Origin of the sequence: Muriicola soli, assembly GCF_004139715.1 — a bacterium.
GTDB lineage: Bacteria > Bacteroidota > Bacteroidia > Flavobacteriales > Flavobacteriaceae > Muriicola > Muriicola soli.
This window is the reverse complement of sequence record NZ_CP035544.1, coordinates 2,195,028-2,214,442: the sequence shown is the minus strand read 5'-3', so window position 1 is coordinate 2,214,442 and position 19,415 is coordinate 2,195,028. Positions and strand designations below refer to the sequence as shown.

Below are 19,415 nucleotides of genomic sequence, written 5' to 3'. Positions count from 1 at the left end.
GCGTAAGATGGCAAAGACAGGTACAAAAACAACCAAAAAACGTAAGGTTATTGTTGAATCAACAGGCGAGGCTCATATCACTGCTTCCTTCAACAATATCATCATTTCCCTGACGAATAAGAAAGGGGATGTGATTTCATGGGCGTCGGCAGGAAAAATGGGATTCAGAGGTTCTAAAAAGAATACTCCCTACGCCGCACAGATTGCTGCAGAAGAATGCGCAAAGACAGCTCATGAGGCCGGGCTAAGGAAAGTAAAGGTTTACGTAAAAGGACCGGGAAATGGCCGCGAGTCTGCCATCCGTTCCCTGCACAATGCAGGAATAGAGGTTACAGAGATCATCGACGTAACACCTATGCCTCACAATGGCTGCAGACCGCCTAAACGAAGAAGAGTTTAATCATTATATCCTAATTAATTTCTCACAAAAGTGTAGTTACGATTATCGAAGGATAAGCCTTAATTCATAATCACACTTTTAATTTTAAAGAAGATGGCAAGATACACAGGACCAAAATCTAAGATCGCCCGGAAATTCGGAGAAGCGATTTTTGGCGACGACAAGTCGTTTGAAAAGAAAAATTACCCGCCGGGACAACACGGAAACAACAGACGCCGGGGAAAGAAATCAGAATACGCTATCCAGTTGATGGAGAAGCAGAAAGCCAAGTATACCTATGGTATTCTGGAAAGACAATTCCGTAACCTCTTTGCAAGGGCTAACCGTAGCAAAGGTGTAACCGGGGAAGTTTTACTTCAATTATGTGAAGCGAGGCTAGATAATGTAGTCTACAGAATGGGCATTTCAACTTCCAGGAGAGGCGCCAGACAATTGGTTTCTCACCGACACATTACCGTAAACGGAAATGTTGTGAATATTCCATCCTACTCGCTTAAACCGGGTGACGTAGTTGGCGTAAGAGAAAAATCAAAATCTTTACAGACCATTGAGGATTCCCTATCTGCAAATAGCAGCGTTTACGAATGGATTACATGGAATAGCGAAAAGAAGGAAGGAACCTTCGTAGCTGTGCCGGAACGACTGCAGATTCCTGAGAACATCAAAGAACAATTAATCGTTGAGTTATACTCTAAATAAACCACATATACCCGACTATGGCATTATTTAATTTTCAGAAACCCGATAAAGTTATAATGATCGATTCCTCAGATTTCGAAGGGAAGTTTGAATTCCGCCCTTTGGAACCTGGTTATGGATTAACTGTCGGGAACGCACTTAGAAGAGTATTGCTTTCCTCCCTGGAGGGATTCGCCATTACTTCGGTACGGATTGACAAAGTTGAACACGAATTTTCGGTAATCGAAGGTGTCGTTGAAGATGTTACTGAGATTATCCTCAACCTAAAACAAGTTCGATTCAAAAGACAGATCGACGATGTCAATGAAGAAACCGTTTCTGTTTCTGTAAGTGGTAAAGAACAACTAACTGCAGGTGACTTCCAGAAGTTTATCTCAGGTTTTCAGGTGTTAAACCCAGACTTGGTGATCTGTAATATGGATCCTAAGGTGAGTATCAACATGGAGTTGATCATCGAAAAAGGCAGGGGATATGTACCTGCTGAAGAAAATAAGAAATCCAGTGCACCTATTGGGAGCATCGCGGTTGATTCCATCTTTACCCCGGTAAAGAATGTAAAATACAGCATCGAAAACTTCAGGGTTGAACAAAAGACCGATTACGAAAAATTGGTTTTTGAAATCGTTACTGATGGTTCAATTCATCCTAAAGAAGCTCTCACTGAGGCGGCAAAGGTTCTTATTCACCACTTTATGTTGTTCTCTGATGAGCGAATCACCCTTGAGGCTGATGAGATTGCTCAGACGGAAACTTACGACGAGGAGTCATTGCACATGAGGCAATTGCTCAAGACAAAACTAGTGGATATGGATTTGTCAGTTCGGGCCCTCAATTGCTTAAAAGCAGCAGAGGTGGATACATTAGGAGATCTTGTATCATTCAACAAGAACGACCTGATGAAATTTAGAAACTTTGGAAAAAAATCCTTGACAGAATTGGAAGAACTTGTTATCAACAAGGGCTTGAACTTCGGGATGGATTTGTCAAAATACAAATTGGATAAAGATTAATTTAAGTTCTGTTTCGGCTCCTGTAAGGGTGCACTGAAACAAAAGAACACATAGTACATAAGCATGAGACACGGTAAGAAAATCAATCACTTGGGTAGGAAAACGGCACATAGGTCGGCTATGCTTGCCAATATGGCCTGTTCCTTGATTGAACATAAAAGAATCAATACCACTGTGGCCAAAGCAAAGGCCCTTAAGCAGTTTATTGAGCCCCTGATCACTAAATCCAAAGCTGAGAATAATAAGTCTTTGGAGAAAGGAACCCACAACAGGCGAATCGTCTTCAGAAACCTCAGAGATAAATATGCGGTATCTGAATTATTCAGCACAGTCGCCGAGAAAGTAGGAGACAGGCCAGGAGGTTACACCAGGATTATCAAATTAGGTAACCGATTGGGCGACAATGCTGATATGGCAATGATAGAGCTGGTAGACTTTAACGAGATCTACAACGCAGGAAAGCCAAAGAAAAAGAAGTCGACTCGTAGGAGTAGAAGTTCTAAAAAAGCGGAGGCAGCCGCAGCTCCTACTGAAGCTGTTCAGGAAACTGAAACTGTGGAAGCTGAAGCTCCAAAAGCTGAGGCGCCAAAAGCTGAAAAGGAAACTAAAACAGAAAAGCCTAAGGCAGAAGCTCCAAAGGAAGATAAAGCCAAGGACGCTGAAGAAACAAAAACAGATGACTCCAAAGAATAGGATGTTCATAATGTCTTTAAAATTTGAAAAGGATAGACCTGCAAGTCTATCCTTTTTTTATGTTTATTTGTGAAACCAAAAAATTGCAGTTTAATGAAGTATCAAACCAAGAAAAAAGCACTCATATTACTGGCAGATGGAACTATTTTTTACGGTAAATCGGTAGGTAATGCCGAAGGGACAGCCTTTGGTGAAGTGTGTTTTAACACGGGGATGACGGGATACCAGGAAATTTTTACCGATCCGTCTTATTTTGGACAGTTAATGGTGATGACCAATGCCCATATTGGAAATTACGGGGCCAATAACGAAGAAGTAGAGTCGAATTCCGTAAAGATTGCCGGACTCATATGCAAGAATTTCAGTTACGATTACTCCAGGCCGGATGCAGACGAGAGTCTCCTTGAGTTTCTGAACACCAACAAATTGCTTGCTATTTCCGATGTAGATACACGTGCACTGGTAAGTTATATCCGCGACCATGGAGCGATGAACGCTGTGATTTCAACCAGAGTAGACGAAATAGATGCCCTTAAAGCCGAATTGAGTAATATACCCAGTATGGAAGGCCTTGAGCTGGCATCAAAGGTATCTGTTACGAAACCTTATTTCTTCGGGGAAAAAGATGCCAAATACAGGATAGCTGCATTAGACATCGGGATTAAAAAAAATATTCTCAGAAATCTCGCAGCCAGAGACGCGTATATTAAAGTCTTTCCATATGATACTCCTTTCTCGGAGCTACAATCCTGGAATCCTGACGGGTACTTTATTTCAAATGGCCCTGGTGATCCTGAACCTCTGAAAGAAGTTATAGAGACCGCCAAAGAGATCATTGCCCAGGACAAACCCTTATTCGGCATATGTCTGGGTCATCAGATCATCGCCCTTGCAAACGGAGTTTCTACTTACAAGATGTTTAACGGACATAGGGGAATTAATCACCCGGTAATCAATTTCGAGACAGGGAAAGGGGAAATCACTTCTCAGAATCACGGATTTGCCATCAACAGGGAGGAAACAGAAGCGCATCCGGAATTAATAATCACCCACGAGCATCTCAATGACCATACCGTGGCAGGGATACGCATGAAAAACAAAAATGTCTTTTCCGTGCAGTATCATCCCGAAGCAAGTCCGGGACCGCATGACGCTTCCTACTTATTCGATCAGTTTTTTCAATTGATTGAGGAGTATTCCAGAAGCAATGTTCCTGTCTAGATCAGGCAAAGCCCAATTCTTTGGGAATTGCAAAAATTCACAAAGGCCTTTTGTATCTTTGAAATGATAGTAATCAACCTATAAAAAGCAAAAAGTTATGAGTATTATATTAGATGTGCACGCCCGACAAATATTCGACTCCAGGGGTAATCCAACAGTGGAGGTGGATGTAGTGACACAAAATGGAGTAATGGGCCGGGCTGCCGTTCCTTCAGGTGCTTCTACCGGAGAACACGAAGCTGTGGAATTACGGGATGGTGGAAAAGCATTTATGGGGAAAGGCGTAATGAAAGCTGTGGAGAATGTAAATACAGAGATCGCCGATAAGATTAGGGGAATGATGGTGGATGATCAGAATCTGATTGATCAGACCATGATCGCACTCGATGGTACTCCAAACAAATCTAAACTCGGAGCAAATGCCATCCTGGGTGTTTCGCTTGCCGTTGCCAAAGCTGCTGCTAACGAAATGGGAATGTCTTTATACAGGTATGTAGGCGGAGTAAGTGCTAATACGCTTCCCGTTCCCATGATGAATATCATCAACGGCGGTTCGCATTCGGATGCGCCCATTGCCTTTCAGGAATTTATGGTAATGCCCGTAAAGGCAAAAACGTTTTCTCATGCCATTCAAATGGGAACTGAAATATTCCACCATTTGAAAAAGGTGTTGCACGACCGGGGATTAAGTACAGCTGTAGGAGATGAAGGCGGATTTGCACCAACCCTCAAGGGCACAGAGGACGCCTTGGACACCATAGGCATTGCCGTAAAGAATGCAGGCTATTCCTTTGGGGATGAGGTTATGGTGGCTCTCGATTGCGCTGCTGCAGAGTTTTACGTAAACGGAAAATACGACTATACCAAGTTTGAAGGGGATAAGGGAGCTGTGAGATCTTCGGAAGAACAGGCGAAATACCTGGCAGCCCTTTGTGACAAATACCCAATAATTTCTATTGAGGACGGAATGGATGAGAACGATTGGAACGGATGGAAGATCCTTTCGGACCTGGTAGGCGATAAGGTTCAGTTGGTTGGTGATGATCTCTTTGTGACCAACGTGACAAGACTTTCACGAGGTATTTCAGAAGGTATTGCCAATTCCATCCTGATCAAGGTTAACCAGATAGGAACCCTAACGGAAACAATTGCAGCTGTAAATATGGCCAAAAATGCAGGCTACACCAGCGTGATGTCTCACCGATCGGGTGAAACCGAGGACAATACCATAGCCGATTTGGCAGTTGCACTAAACACAGGACAGATAAAAACAGGTTCTGCCTCTCGATCAGACCGGATGGCAAAGTACAACCAGTTGTTGCGCATTGAGGAAGAACTGGGCGAGGTTGCCCATTATCCAGGCGTCAATGCCTTTAAAATAGGCCATTAGTATTATGTAAAGTATTTAAAAAGCCTTTCGTTATCTGAAAGGCTTTTTTTAACTTCCCTCATTACCTAGAAACACAATATGAATCACTTCTTGTTTGTCGCTGCAGAAAATGATGCTATTCCCAATTGCAAAGCCGGTGGTATGGGGGATGTAGTGCGCGATGTTCCCAGACAAATTGCAGAACGTGGTGATGAAGTTCATGTGGTGGTTCCAAGTTATTCCAGATTGCAAACAAAGGGCATGCTGCTGCGGGAACTTCATTTCAGTTTAAACGGGAAGCCTTATACTGCTGAACTCTATGAGGTGCCTCCTAAGAAGGAGTTGAAGAATATTCGCCATTATGTGGTGCATCACCCGGAGATAAAAGCCGGTGAAATAGGAAAAATTTATCACAACGATCCTGAGAAACCGTTTTTTACAGATTCGAATAAATTTGCCATTTTCTGTACTGCCATAGCCACGGCAATAAATGACGAGGCTTTTGGCCCGTTGGATGTTGTGCATTTACACGATTGGCATACCAGCCTCCTGCTCTTTTTGCGGAAATATCATCCGAGATACACCTCCTTAAACAAATACAGGTTTGTCTACAGCATTCACAACCTCGCCATTCAGGGGATACGCCCTTTTGAAGGCAATGAGGCTTCTGTCAATACCTGGTTTCCTGAAGTGAGCTATAATGCAGAGAAATTGATGGATTATCGATATCGGGACTGTATCAATCTCATGGCTATAGGGATCAGGCTGGCCGATGCGGTTCATACCGTTTCACCTTCCTACAAGAAAGACATTTTATTGCCCAGCAAACCGCCTGCTTTTATCGGTGGGGAATCCCTGGAAAAAGATCTGCTTGAAGCCGACAATCAGGGAAGATTGTTCGGAATCCTGAATGGGAGCAATTACAAAAATATACGTTCGGCAGAACGGAATATGCTCTTTAAAAACGCTGTAAAGGCTATATTCGGGTGGTTACAGGAGGAATCTAAGAAGTACAAGGCAGATTTCCTTGCCCATACAGGTGAAAAACTACTGCCCTTTCTCAGCAAGAGACCACAATTTATTTGCTCAAGTGTTGCCCGATTAACAGAACAAAAATTCTTTTTCTTTAAGCAATCGCCTGAGGCTTTGATCGCTGTTCTGAAGAAACTCGAAAAAGTAAATGGGATCTATATGGTCCTGGGAACCGGAGCCCCGGAATACGAGGAACTATTCCGAAATTTAAGCAGGGAGCATGAGAATTTCATTTTTTTCAACGGACAGTCTGAAGATGTAATTGATTCCATATACCTGGAAACAGATTTGTATTTTATGCCTAGTCAGTTTGAACCTTGTGGCATAAGTCAGATGCTGGCCATGAGAAACGGAAATCCCTGTCTGGTCCACAATACAGGCGGATTAAAAGATACTGTGTCCCATTTGAAAACCGGCTTTTCATTTGACGGAGACAACTATGATGAAAAGATCTCGAATATGCTGGGTTGTTTTGACCAGGCCCTGGACGTCTATCAGAACAAACCGGAATTGTGGAAAACTATAAAATTGAACGCAAAAAAAATGCGCTTTACCTGGAAGAAATCTGTGGACGAATACTACGAAAAACTCTACAGCTTACAGAATTAGAGATTCCAGGACCATCCGGTGTAATTTAATGGTAGATTACATTTAATGTTTTCATAAAGCGCTGTCGGAAATTGTTAAGAAGAGCCCTTTTTCTTACCTTTAACATCCCGTCAAAATTAACACAAATACACCTGCATGAAAGACAAAGCAATACTCGAATACGAAGGAAAAAAATATGAATTTCCAGTGGTGGAAGGTACCGAGCAAGAACTTGCTATTGATATCAAAACCCTGCGTTCCTCTACCGGAATGATCACTCTTGATCCTGGTTATAAAAATACCGGATCTTGTGAAAGTGCAATCACTTATCTGGATGGAGAAAAGGGAATATTGCGATACCGGGGATACAATATCGAGGAATTAGCAGAAAAAGCTGATTTTTTGGAAGTAGCCTACCTTCTCATATTCGGAGAATTGCCCAATAAAGAAGAATTAGATCAGTTCCACGAGGATATAAAGCACGAATCTCAGGTAGATGAGGAGATGAAGAAGATCCTCGATGCCTTCCCAAAATCGGCACATCCGATGGGGGTGCTTTCCTCCTTGACAAGTGCTTTGATCGCCTTTAATCCATCTTCCGTAAATATTTCCTCAGAGAAAGAGATGTATCATGCCATCATCAGGATTATGGCGAAATTTCCGGTTCTGGTGGCCTGGACGATGCGAAAACAAAAAGGACTTCCATTAGACTATGGGGATGATTCTCTGGGGTATGTGGAAAACCTTCATAAAATGATGTTTAAGCGTCCCAATAAAGAATACGTGAAAAACAAGATCGTGATAGACGCTTTGGATCAACTTCTGATTTTACATGCCGATCACGAACAGAATTGCTCTACTTCTACAGTTCGAATTACCGGGTCTTCCCATGCAGGTCTATTTGTTTCTTTATCGGCGGGTATTTCAGCCCTGTGGGGACCGCTTCACGGAGGTGCCAATCAGGCGGTATTAGAAATGCTTGAGGCCATTGAAGCAGATGGAGGGGATACTCAAAAATATATGAACAAAGCCAAGGACAAAGACGATCCTTTCAGATTAATGGGCTTTGGCCACAGGGTATACAAAAATTTTGATCCACGGGCCAAGATTATTAAAAGGGCTGCAGATGAAGTGCTGGGTGATCTGGGGATAGAAGATCCCATTCTCTCAATTGCCAAAGGCCTGGAAAAGGTAGCTCTTGAAGATCCTTATTTTGTGGAGCGTAAGCTATATCCCAATGTCGATTTCTATTCCGGGATCATATACAGAGCCCTGGGAATTCCTACAGAAATGTTCACGGTGATGTTTGCAATGGGAAGATTGCCGGGTTGGATTGCGCAATGGCGCGAAATGCGACTGAGGGGAGAACCTATAGGCAGGCCAAGACAAGTTTATATCGGTGAGAACGACAGACCTTTTGTGCCGCTTAAAAAACGCTAGGTAGCCCGTTATGCTCCAACTCAACGTAAGGGATGAAACTTCCCCCTTAAAGGCAGTGGTTCTGGGAATCGCAGACAGCCCCGGAGCTATTCCAAAGCCGGAGGAAGCCTACGACCCTAAATCTCTGGAACATATTCTGGCTGGAACATATCCCAGGGAAGAGGATATGGTAAATGAGATGTCTGCATTCGACCGAATCCTTAAGAAGCACGGGGTACAGGTATTCAGGCCTGAAATCCTGGAGAATTGCAATCAGATTTTTTCTCGTGATATCGCCTTTGTCATAGAGGATAAGCTCATCAAAGCAAATATACTTCCCGAAAGGGAGAAGGAATTTGAAGCGATAATCCATGTACTCGATGTCATTGACCCAGATAAAATACTAGTTCCGCCTGAATCCGTTCATATTGAAGGGGGAGATGTGATGCCATGGAAGGATTACATTTTTGTAGGCACTTACAGAGGGGAAGACTATTCAAGTTACATTACTGCAAGAACCAATACGATAGCTGTCAATTATTTAGAGAAGGCTTTTCCGCATAAGAAAGTTAAGTCTTTCGACCTGAGGAAATCCAATACAGATCCCAGGCAAAATGCGTTACATCTCGATTGTTGCTTTCAGCCTATTGGCAGAGACAAGGCCATACTTCACAAAAATGGTTTTCTGCTGGAAGAAGAATACGAATGGTTGCTGAATTATTTTGGGAAGGAAAATGTATTTGAAATTACCAGTGATGAAATGTACCAGATGTTCAGCAATGTATTTTCGATTTCTCCTGAGGTGATCGTTTCTGAGCGATCTTTTACGCGACTCAACAATTGGTTGCGGGAACAGGGCTTTACCGTAGAGGAGATTCCTTATGCTGAAATAGGGAAACAGGAAGGGCTTTTACGCTGTAGTACGCTCCCCTTGATCAGGGAATAAGACTGCAAAAATTCCAGATAAAAAATGGGCGTGGGCCATAAAAAAATCGGGTTAAAAAGCTACCTTTAGCCCGCTAAACTACTTCCTTTCATGCAGATTACAAACACAATATTAATGGTTCGGCCGGTTCGTTTTAGAATGAATGAGGAAACCGCCGTGAATAATTATTTTCAGGAAGATATCGACATTAAAAATCAGACCATTAACCTGAGAGCACAGCAAGAATTTGACGATTTTGTGGCTGTTTTAAGGGCAAAGGGCGTAGAGGTGATTGTTGTTGATGATATTTATGAGAGGGACACACCCGATTCCATTTTCCCCAATAACTGGGTGTCTTTCCACGCTAGCGGCGCCGTAGGTCTTTACCCTATGTTTGCGGAGAATAGACGCAGGGAACGACGGGAAGATATTCTGGACATTCTCGAGGATAAGGGATTCGAAATCAAGACAGTAATCGACTATTCCTCAGCAGAGGAAGACAATCTATTTTTAGAAGGCACCGGAAGTATCGTAATGGACAGGGAACACCAAAAAGCCTATTGTGCGCTTTCCCCAAGGGCAGATGAGGATCTTTTTATCGAATTCTGCGAGGATATGGAATGTACGCCGGTTATTTTTACGGCCAACCAGCCGGTGGATGGTCACCGAATGCCAATTTACCACACCAATGTTATGATGTGTATTGCAGAGACCTTTGCAGTGATTTGTCTGGATGCCATTGACGATAAAAAGGAACGCAGGAACGTCCTTAATCATCTTAAAAGCGACGGTAAAGAAATTATAGCTATTTCTGAGATACAGGAGCAACACTTTGCCGGTAATATGCTACAGGTTATTGGAGAAGAGGAGAAAAGGTATCTGGTGATGAGCTCGGCTGCCTACAACAGCCTGAATCCCGAACAGATCGAAGCCATAAATCGGCACTGTGAAATCATTCACAGCCCCCTGGAAACAATTGAGACTTGTGGTGGTGGTAGCGCTCGTTGTATGATGGCAGAAATATTCCTTCCCCGGGCTGAAGTATTATCTTAATTCTTATTAACTCCAAGGGGTCAATAAAAGATTAATCTTTTGCCTTGGCGATGTTTCGGATCATGCCTCCAAAGATGAAGTAGTGAAAAGGAACTATAGCGTACCAATACAGTCGGCCTCTAAGTCCTTTTGGTCTGAATGTAGCGGTTTGATGCAGCATATCGTCCTTGTCAATTCTAAACTCCAGCCAGGCCTCTCCCGGCAAACGCATTTCCGCGAATAGCAGAAGTCGTTTTCCTTCCTTGTCGGCCAAAAGCACACGCCAGAAGTCCAGGGAATCCCCGGGGTATATTTTATCGGGATGGGTGCGTCCCCTTCTCAGTCCCACACCCCGGTAAGCTTGTCGATAAAGCCGCGAATTTTCCAGAGCCAGTTGCCATAATACCATCCCTGTTCTCCTCCGATTTTCCAGATATTTCCAAGAACTCGATCAGGATCATCAACTTTGACCTTCTTTTCATCTTTCAGAACTCCGTATTTGGGAACCTGTATGTACTTTTCAAGGTTTTTCTGGAATCTGCCACTTACCATACTGTCTTTCCAACTGCTGATCACCAGATTTTGCTCAATTTTCTTGAAGGCCATATCAATGGCTTCCATATATGTGTGTGTTTCCAGCTCCAGGAGTTGCTGAAGCCGATTGTCCCTGGCGACAACTTCCATTTTCATGCTATCTACCAGATTCACAGCCAGCTTGTAGGAAGTGGAAGTGACAAAGTACAACCAATATGAGGACAATTTGGGGGTCATGACGGGTACAGTAAGAATCCAATTCTTAAATCCCCTTGCTTTGGCGTATTGATGCAGCATTTCTTTGTAGGTGAGGATATCCTTTCCACCGATGTCAAAGGACTCGTCAAAGGTGTCTTTTCTGCCGAGTACTCCGGACAGGAAATTGATCACATCCCGGATACCTATGGGCTGTGTTTTGGTCAATACCCACTTGGGGGTAATCATAACCGGTAGTTTTTCACAGAGGTCGCGGATGATTTCAAAGGAGGAACTCCCTGAGCCTACAATAATACCCGCCCTGAGCACAGTGAGATGAAAAGAACCCTGGTATAGAATGTCTTCAACGTTTTTTCTGGATTTTAAATGTTTGGATAGTTCTTCTTCATTGACGATACCACTGAGGTAGATCACCTGCTCTACCTCACAAGCCTCCATATAAGCATTGAAGTTTTCAGCAGATAGGGCTTCTTTCTCATCAAAATCCTGAGTAGAAGAGCTCATGGAATGGATGAGGTAATATGCTGCATCGATGTCTTTAGGGATTAAATCTGCTTCAACCTCTTTAAGGAAATCGACCTCAACCACCTCAATACGCGAGAGGATGTCCTCATCTACCGACAGCCTTTTTTGATCCCTTACAGCGCAAACAACTTCATGACCTAAGTCTAATAGCCTTGGCAAAAGGCGCATACCGATATATCCGTTGGCCCCTGTAAGTAGAATTTTCATAAGCTAGAGATCTTCAATGTTGGTTGGGGCGTTGTCTGCCTTATAATCCATCAATTTTTTAAAAAACTTTTGAATAGCCTTGGTGTCTGATCTGACTTTGATAAAATAATGATCGCGATAAATGGAGTAGACCGCGAAGTCACCTTTGTAAATCGTGAGCTTATAGTAGGGGATGACCAGGGCAAAGGTTTCGAGCAAAGACCTAAACCTTACGATAATCCCTTTTGGTCTTAACTCTACATTGCAGCTATCCAGATTGTTATCGAGGATTAGGAGATTTCTTATCTCAAGGCTGGCCTCAGTAATAAATAATTTAGGGGAACCTATTCCGCCCAGTGCCCACCGCTCTTTCAATGGGAAAGGTTTTCCCACTTCCTCGTCAATCTTCCGGGTGATTTCTTTGTTGTTATACGAAACGTTGAGTAGCATTTTCTTCCTTTTTCATTAGCAGCATAAAGTTACCGAAAACATTGGGGATTCCCGTTCCGAAACGGTATAAAAGCTTAAAAAATACGTAGTTTTGCGTCTTCAAAGAAGGTCATTTAGAAACTATGGAGCACCAACTTGTCTCAAAGGTAAAAGAAGCGGTCAACGAGCTTTACAAAGTGGAACTTCCCTCGGTAGAATTTCAGCCCACAAGAAAAGATTTTGAGGGAGACATCACTCTAGTGGTCTTTCCCATGCTTCGATATCTCAAAGGGAATCCTGAAAAGATCGGATCAGCCATAGGAGAATATTTATTGAAAAATGTCCAGGACATATCAGAATATAATGTCATTAAAGGATTCTTAAACCTCAGTCTCTCTGATTCATACTTCCTTAATGCTTTTAACGAGATTCATTCAGAAAAAAACTACGGAATCGCAAAAGAAAATACAAAGGGAGCGGTCATGGTGGAATATTCTTCACCGAATACGAACAAGCCTTTGCATCTGGGTCATATCCGTAATAATCTATTGGGATATTCAGTGGCTGAGATTCTGAAAGCTTCTGGGAATAAGGTATACAAGACTCAGATCATCAACGATCGCGGAATCCATATTTGTAAGAGCATGCTGGCCTGGAAGCGTTTTGGCAATGGGGAAACACCTGATTCTACTGGCTTGAAAGGGGATAAACTGGTTGGAAATTACTACGTCGCGTTTGACAAGGCGTACAAAAAGGAAATCGAGCAGCTGGTTGAGGCAGGGAAGAGTAGGGAAGAAGCAGAACAACAGGCTCCCATTTTACAGGAAGCTCAGGAAATGCTCCGTCAGTGGGAAGCCGGAAATTCAGAGGTAGTTAGCTTGTGGAAAACTATGAATTCATGGGTTTATGAAGGATTTGAAGAAACCTATTCAAATCTGGGGGTCGACTTCGATCAGTTGTACTACGAAAGTGACACTTATCTCCTGGGGAAAGATGTAGTTGAAGATGGACTAAAAAGAGGGGTATTTTACAGAAAGGAGGATGGCAGTGTATGGATCGATCTTACCGATGAAGGTCTGGACGAGAAGATCGTTTTGCGATCCGATGGCACTGCAGTCTATATGACGCAGGACATTGGCACCGCTATACAGCGGGTTAAGGACTTTCCTGATATCACCGGTATGGTTTATACGGTAGGGAATGAACAGGATTATCATTTTAAGGTCCTGTTTCTGATTCTTAAAAAATTAGGTTTTAGTTGGGCAGAACACCTGTATCATCTAAGTTATGGAATGGTGGACCTGCCGAGTGGTAAAATGAAGAGCAGGGAAGGTACTGTGGTTGATGCAGATGATCTGATCATAGACATGGCCAGAACCGCAGAAGAAATCTCTAAGGAACTGGGCAAGCTCGACGCTTACTCAGAAAAGGAGAAGCAAAACTTATATCAGATCATAGGCTTAGGTGCCTTAAAATATTATATCCTAAAAGTGGACCCCAAAAAACGCATCCTGTTCAACCCGGAGGAATCGGTCGACTTTCAGGGAAATACAGGTCCGTTTATTCAGTATACCTACGCCCGTATACAATCCATTTTGAGAAAGGCAGGATATGATGAATCCAATTCAGAGAATAGTTCAACAAAAACTACTCTTGAGTTACATCAGAAAGAAAGGGAATTGATCAAGTTGGTGCAACTTTTCCCTGAAACGGTACAAGCCGCAGCAGATCAGTTCAGTCCGGCCCTGGTGGCCAATTACATTTACGACCTCGTGAAAGAGTTCAATTCTTTTTATCAGCAGGTCTCCATTCTCGGAGAAAAAAAAGAAGAGGTCAGAACCTTCAGGGTAAAGCTCTCTGCAGAGGTTGCAGCTGTGATAAGAAATGGGTTTTCGCTCTTGGGAATTAGTGTTCCTTCTCGTATGTAAAAAAAAAAGACCGCTCGAAAGCGGCCTTTTATATAAGTCTTAAGGAAAATTATTTTTCTTTACTCTGAGCTACAGCAAGACCGTAGATCACAAGTCCGAATCCAATTTTGTTGACTGCATCACCGATGTTGTAGATAACATCCATATTAAGTCCCATAGAACCTAAACCATCATACCATCCAGGAGTTCCGGCCATATAACCCAAGGGGTAAATTGCCCATCCTACCAGTACAAACCAGCATAATGTTTTGTGAGCACTCAAGACTGATCCTCCAGCTTGAACTGCAAGTTTCTTCGCTTCGCCGAACCAGATCTCGTATACGATCCAGAAGTAAGCAATACCAGAAATCAAGCCCCAGAATGCAGCACTGTCTCTGTAAACAGCCTCTCCGAAGTATCCGGTTACCAGCATGATTACTGAAGCAAAGATTAGTCTCCACATGAGGGACTTCTTAGCTCCTGCTACTTTGAGAATTAAAAAGAATTCAACACACATTAGTGGAACGGTTAATACCCAATCCACATAACGGAAGAAAGTTGGAGATTCTGCAAAGCCTGCCCAGTAATCTCTCATGTACCAATAGTGTACGGCAGCAATAAAGGTAATTAATCCCGAAACCAGGATTGAAGTTCTCCACTTTTTGTCAAAACTGCTCATTGACAAAAAGAAAAATGCAGAGGCTGCCATCATGGCCATACAGCCAACGAAGAAGGTAAACCCTACATAGTCATCGGTCGCCATCCTGGAAACCAGTGAAATTGATGCTAAAAAATTTTCCATAGATATAGAATTAGTTAATTTTGTTTAAGCGAAAATAAGAAACATTGAACAATATTTCATAAATTTAACCTCACTATTTTATCAATTTGGAAAAAAACAACAAAATATTAACACTTTTAGCGGTTTTATGATCGTTCTGACGTTTTTCTTCCTCTGGATTACCGTTAATTTTAACATTGAGGCAGAGGCTGTTTTAGCCTATTTTTTAATATTCACCTTTGGAATATTACACGGCTCTAACGATTTGAAACTTATTCAGAAGACCTCCTCTGGCTCAAATAAGAATTTTTTTCTAAGAGCGCTCGCGAGCTACGTTACGGTCATCGGATTAACCGTTTTGTTTTTTTCCATCGTTCCGGCCCTGGCTCTGGTCTTTTTTGTCCTGGCCAGCAGTTACCATTTTGGAGAACAGCACTGGTCTGAAAATACCAGGCCGTCTCCTCTTACTTATATTTTCTACAGTTGTTATGGGCTGGTAATTTTCTTCCTCCTCTTCTATACCAATGCTGATGAGGTAACACCAATTGTATCTCAGGTCACAGGGTTTCATATGCAGCCTCAATATTATTTGTACGTGCTGATAGCCTCCTTCGCAGGCTTCCTTGGGATCTATTTGTGGTGGTACGCCAGGAAGAAAATTAAAGTAAACTTGGTCAAGGAACTGTTTTTCCTCCTGGTATTTGTGATTGTGTTTAAAACCGCCTCTCTCTTATGGGCGTTCAGTATCTATTTTGTGGTATGGCATAGTATTCCGTCTCTGAGAGATCAGACCAATTATCTGTATGGGAAGGTCACTAAGAATACGTTGCTGAAATACGTGAAAACTTCCTTTGTTTACTGGTTGGTATCAATGATAGGCCTCGGATTGTTATATTACCTATTTCATGATAAACAGGGGTTGTTCCTCTCCATAATGATCTATTTTCTTGCCGCTATTACTTTTCCCCACGTGATTGTGATGAATCGGCTTAACCGGACTTAAAAGCTCAGTCTGAAACTTGCATTCGGGGTAAGTCCGAGAGAAACACTTTCCACAGTTTCGATCTCATCCTGGTCGTTTAATCGATAATAAATATTGAGAACATTGCGCTTCCCGAGAAGATTTAAAACAGAAACCCCTGCCGATGCCTTTACCCTTGAACTGAGACTAAAGTCGTAAATAAGCGAAGCGTCGGCTCGGAGATAATCGGGTAGTCTACTGCTGTTTGGATCCTGGTAGTTGATCCTGCTGGGAAAGAAAAAAGTGTCTATGGCGTTATTGCCTTCCACGGGTTTAGTATAGGGTTTGCCTGTTCGGTAATTTAAACCTAGTCCCAATTTGAGATTCCTGTAATTATAGGTGCTGGCAAAGGTGGCTGTATGTCTTATGTCGAGGTTGTTTGGAAATTCATTTGGAGAAATGTCCTCAAAATAATAGGTGTTGTCATTAAAGGCATAACTCATCCAACTGCTGAATTTGTTGTTTTTGTAATTGATAAGGAACTCTGCACCTTTAATGGTATAACTCCCAATTTCGCCATCAAATTGATATTCATTCTGAAATCCCTGAGTGGAAGTACTCACCCCTGTCACTTCCTTGTAAAATCCCTCCAAACCAATGAACCACTTATTTCTATCGTAATTGATCCCCAATGAGGCTTGCTTACTTCTAGTGATGGGTAGTTCGAGATTATCTGATAAGATCCAGCGTCTTTTTTCTATCCCGAGAAAATTTTGTTCCAGGTCTATGATCTGATTAGTAGTCTGGTTCTTAAATTCTCCCCTGAATTCAAGACGAAAATCGGGCCACAGCATATAACTCAGGTTTAAACGGGGTTCAAGGATAAACTCTTCGAATGTCCCGAGATTCTGTAGATAGTTGAGTCGGGCTCCCCCGAGAAATTCCAATTTTTCATCTGGAGACTTGTATTGGAATTCACTGAAAAGGGCATGTGACCGGATAACCCCTTTGATATTGCTCCTGAATGGGGGCTGACTCACATCCGTAAAGTTTCTAATTCCAACTTCTGTCAACTGATAGCCGTTCCTGGTGAGGAGTTCATCTGTAAGTTTGAAAGCTGTTGTAGCTTTGAGGGAGGATTCTAACACCTTGTTGTTTTGGAATAAGGTCTGTTGTCCGTTTCCTTCAATATTTTGAGCGTCCAGGTTATATCTCGTGTAATAAGCGTTGAGCTGGGTTGAAAACCGGTCAGACCATTGGCTTGTAAGTCGGCCCCCAAAGGAAAAATTGGTCTGGTCGAGCAAGCTTTGGTTTACCCGACTTGTAGTTTGGTTGGTTTCTACATAATCCAGATTATTATTGATCTGTATGGCGCTCACCCTTAGTTTGTGATAGTCATTGATATCGTAGAGCACTTTTGCGGTAAAGTCATAAAAGTAAAAATTCTCCTCGCGGTCAATTGCGTCATCAGAACCGCTGCTGCCCTTTACCTCAGTATCCTGAAAAGCTCGTTCGAAGAATTGGTTGTAGGTGGGGGTATTGAGAAAATCGGTCACCGACCTTCTCGCTGAAAATTGCACGGCCAGCCTTTCGGAAAGTGGAATATGGCTGTACATGTCACCACTGATCAAATTAAAACCTCCGCCTCCGAAAATACGGTCCTGTACTTCGTTCTTTGTTTCCATGCTTATAATTCCACTAACCCCATCGCCGTATTGAGAACTCGTCCCGTTCTTTATGATCGTGACCTTGTCTGTTAGATAGGGGTTGAATGCGGAAATTAGCCCGAAGAAGTGACCTGATTGATACATTTTAATACCGTCCCACAAGATGAGATTCTGGTCATTGGTGCCTCCCCGGATGTTGATGTCAGAAACAGTTTCATCAATACTTTTTATGCCGGGCAGGGCTTGAATGGTTTGCAGGATATCGGGTTCTGACAGGCCAGGGAGGATGCCGAAGTCTTCGATATTGAGCAAAACACTGCCGTCTTTTTCCCGTGATATACCTGTGGTGAGGAACTGATAGACCACTACTTCTTCCAATTCCTGATAACTAAGGGCGAGGAGAAGAACGGGACAGTCTGCGTTTTTGATCAATTCGGAAGCACTGATATACCGCGGTTTGAAGCCGAGGAATCTAATTCTTAGATTCGCATCTTTGGGGACATTAGAGAGCGTAAATTTCCCGTCCATATCTGTTAGGATGGCCTCAGAGCTTCCCAGTACTTCTACGGAAGCTCCGGGTATGGTATTTGCTCCGTAATTGTCATACACAAAGCCACATAGATCCAGAGTAGTTTTGGGTGTGATTGTGAAATAGCGATCGGATAGCTTTTCAAATTGAAGTTGAGTCTCTTTTTCCAGGAATTGTAAAATGGCCGCAAGCTCCGTTTCGTCAACCGGAATAATTTTCAATTCCTTCAGGTCGTCATCGACATAGGAAAATTTGATATTGTACTCTTGCTCTAATTGTTGAAGAAAGGGAATGAGGGGTACCTTATTGGTTTCCTCGTCCTGCGCATTCGTCAGGACCCCAAATAATATGAAGAAGCAAAAAAGGAATCTTTTAAGGCGCGTTATCTGCATAAAAGAGCACTTTATTCCCCTCTAAGGTAAAGTTTATTTGAGAAGGAGTACTTATACTCTGTAACGCCAAATTTATGTTTGTGTTGCTGAAAGTACCAGTAAAAAGCGCATTAAGGTCCACGTTTTGGGTTTCGACCTCCACATTGTACTGGCGTTCGAATTCCTGAAGGACATAAACAAAGGGTATACTTTTAAAACTACTTTCATTGTTGATCCAGGAAGGTTCTGTAGTAACAGGCATCTGAACATCAATGATTTTCCCTTTTATGACCAGGAATGAAGTGCCGGCAGGTAATTTTCTCTCTTTATTCTGGAATTTGACACTTACAAGGCCTTCGTAACAGCTTACTTCAAAAAACTCATCCCTGCTTTCCACATTGAACTGAGTACCCAATACGCTTACAATTCCCATAGGGGTATTCACTGTAAATTTTTCTCCTTTTGCTACTTTAAAGTAAGCTTCACCTTTCAGAGATAATTTGCGTTCTTGATCCCAGTTGCGTTCGCTAAAAGACAATTCTGAACCTGCATTTAGGGTTACTTCAGAGGCATCAGGTAATACGATTTCGGTGCGTTGTGCATATTCAGTCGTAAAGGATTCATCCAGCGTCGAAATATAAAATATTGAAGCTGCAATGAGTACGGTAACGGCGGCAGCAATCCGCATTAAAAAACCGGAAGTGCGCATTTTGATAACCTTGGGCTCGCTTACTTCCTGTCTTTTCTTAAGATCGGCAAGAGCCTGCTCTACGTCAAACGAAGGCGGGGTAAGGGAATCGCTGGCCTTTACAATCTTTAGGTAGGAGGCGTACTCCTCAGATCGCTTAAAGGTCTCAAGATCCTCTCCGCTTAATTCGTTATTGAGCCATTTGGCCAGGTAATTTTCTTGCATGATTTCTG

General features: G+C 42.6%; 16 protein-coding genes and 1 pseudogene. 12 read left to right on the top strand and 5 right to left on the bottom strand.

Annotated features, from left to right (window positions below; translation table 11 throughout):
* The first annotated feature begins 7 nt into the window (after nucleotides 1-7).
* The 10 genes from rpsK (at nucleotide 8) to ctlX (ending at nucleotide 10,409) form a co-directional block, all read left to right on the top strand.
* Nucleotides 8-400, top strand: coding sequence for a 30S ribosomal protein S11 (rpsK, locus tag EQY75_RS10055; RefSeq protein ID WP_129605525.1), 393 nt, complete (start codon nucleotides 8-10; stop codon nucleotides 398-400).
* Nucleotides 401-493: 93 nt separating this feature from the next.
* Nucleotides 494-1,099, top strand: coding sequence for a 30S ribosomal protein S4 (gene rpsD, locus EQY75_RS10050; RefSeq protein WP_129605523.1), 606 nt, complete (start codon nucleotides 494-496; stop codon nucleotides 1,097-1,099).
* Nucleotides 1,100-1,116: 17 nt separating this feature from the next.
* Nucleotides 1,117-2,109, top strand: coding sequence for a DNA-directed RNA polymerase subunit alpha (locus EQY75_RS10045; RefSeq protein ID WP_129605521.1), 993 nt, complete (start codon nucleotides 1,117-1,119; stop codon nucleotides 2,107-2,109).
* Between the two features lie 63 nt (nucleotides 2,110-2,172).
* Entirely contained in the window at nucleotides 2,173-2,802 is a 630-nt protein-coding gene (gene rplQ / locus EQY75_RS10040; protein ID WP_129605519.1) for a 50S ribosomal protein L17, read from the top strand.
* A 93-nt stretch (nucleotides 2,803-2,895) separates the two neighbouring features.
* Nucleotides 2,896-4,023: a glutamine-hydrolyzing carbamoyl-phosphate synthase small subunit gene (gene carA, locus EQY75_RS10035; RefSeq protein ID WP_129605517.1), complete on the top strand. Its 1,128-nt coding sequence runs from the start codon at nucleotides 2,896-2,898 to the stop codon at nucleotides 4,021-4,023.
* Nucleotides 4,024-4,120: 97 nt separating this feature from the next.
* Nucleotides 4,121-5,413, top strand: a complete 1,293-nt coding sequence (gene eno / locus EQY75_RS10030; RefSeq protein ID WP_129605515.1) for a phosphopyruvate hydratase — start codon at nucleotides 4,121-4,123, stop codon at nucleotides 5,411-5,413.
* 78 nt (nucleotides 5,414-5,491) lie between these two features.
* The gene (locus EQY75_RS10025) at nucleotides 5,492-7,033 is read left to right on the top strand and encodes a glycogen synthase (protein WP_129605513.1); all 1,542 of its coding nucleotides are present in this window, start codon (nucleotides 5,492-5,494) and stop codon (nucleotides 7,031-7,033) included.
* 135 nt (nucleotides 7,034-7,168) lie between these two features.
* Complete coding sequence (locus tag EQY75_RS10020; protein WP_129605511.1) at nucleotides 7,169-8,452, top strand: citrate synthase; 1,284 nt, start codon at nucleotides 7,169-7,171, stop codon at nucleotides 8,450-8,452.
* A 10-nt stretch (nucleotides 8,453-8,462) separates the two neighbouring features.
* On the top strand, nucleotides 8,463-9,377 hold the full coding sequence (locus EQY75_RS10015; RefSeq protein ID WP_129605509.1) for a dimethylarginine dimethylaminohydrolase family protein: 915 nt from the start codon (nucleotides 8,463-8,465) through the stop codon (nucleotides 9,375-9,377).
* A gap of 90 nt (nucleotides 9,378-9,467) precedes the next feature.
* Nucleotides 9,468-10,409, top strand: coding sequence for a citrulline utilization hydrolase CtlX (gene ctlX / locus EQY75_RS10010; RefSeq protein WP_129605507.1), 942 nt, complete (start codon nucleotides 9,468-9,470; stop codon nucleotides 10,407-10,409).
* Nucleotides 10,410-10,440: 31 nt separating this feature from the next.
* Here ctlX and EQY75_RS10005 read toward each other — a convergent pair.
* Both EQY75_RS10005 and EQY75_RS10000 read right to left on the bottom strand, forming a co-directional pair.
* Nucleotides 10,441-11,870, bottom strand: a pseudogene (locus EQY75_RS10005) (SDR family oxidoreductase).
* 3 nt (nucleotides 11,871-11,873) lie between these two features.
* The gene (locus EQY75_RS10000; RefSeq protein ID WP_129605505.1) at nucleotides 11,874-12,299 is read right to left on the bottom strand and encodes a hypothetical protein; all 426 of its coding nucleotides are present in this window, start codon (nucleotides 12,297-12,299) and stop codon (nucleotides 11,874-11,876) included.
* A 122-nt stretch (nucleotides 12,300-12,421) separates the two neighbouring features.
* On the opposite strand from EQY75_RS10000, the gene argS reads away from it, so the two are divergent.
* A complete protein-coding gene (gene argS, locus EQY75_RS09995) occupies nucleotides 12,422-14,206 on the top strand; it encodes an arginine--tRNA ligase (protein WP_129605503.1) in 1,785 nt (594 codons plus the stop codon).
* A gap of 49 nt (nucleotides 14,207-14,255) precedes the next feature.
* Here argS and EQY75_RS09990 read toward each other — a convergent pair whose 3' ends face one another.
* On the bottom strand, nucleotides 14,256-14,987 hold the full coding sequence (locus tag EQY75_RS09990; RefSeq protein ID WP_129605502.1) for a bacteriorhodopsin-like: 732 nt from the start codon (nucleotides 14,985-14,987) through the stop codon (nucleotides 14,256-14,258).
* Nucleotides 14,988-15,114: 127 nt separating this feature from the next.
* On the opposite strand from EQY75_RS09990, the gene EQY75_RS09985 reads away from it, so the two are divergent.
* Nucleotides 15,115-15,969 carry a Brp/Blh family beta-carotene 15,15'-dioxygenase gene (locus EQY75_RS09985; protein ID WP_129605500.1) on the top strand — a complete coding sequence of 285 codons (855 nt, stop codon included), beginning with the start codon at nucleotides 15,115-15,117 and terminating at the stop codon, nucleotides 15,967-15,969.
* Here the strand turns inward: EQY75_RS09985 and EQY75_RS09980 are convergent.
* Together EQY75_RS09980 and EQY75_RS09975 are read right to left on the bottom strand one after the other, a co-directional pair.
* Nucleotides 15,966-18,515, bottom strand: a complete 2,550-nt coding sequence (locus EQY75_RS09980; RefSeq protein WP_129605499.1) for a TonB-dependent receptor — start codon at nucleotides 18,513-18,515, stop codon at nucleotides 15,966-15,968. The two genes, EQY75_RS09985 and EQY75_RS09980, sit on opposite strands and share 4 nt — an antisense overlap.
* Nucleotides 18,496-19,407, bottom strand: coding sequence for a FecR family protein (locus EQY75_RS09975; RefSeq protein ID WP_129605497.1), 912 nt, complete (start codon nucleotides 19,405-19,407; stop codon nucleotides 18,496-18,498). The genes EQY75_RS09980 and EQY75_RS09975 overlap by 20 nt, the downstream gene beginning before the upstream one ends.
* Nucleotides 19,408-19,415 lie beyond the last annotated feature (8 nt).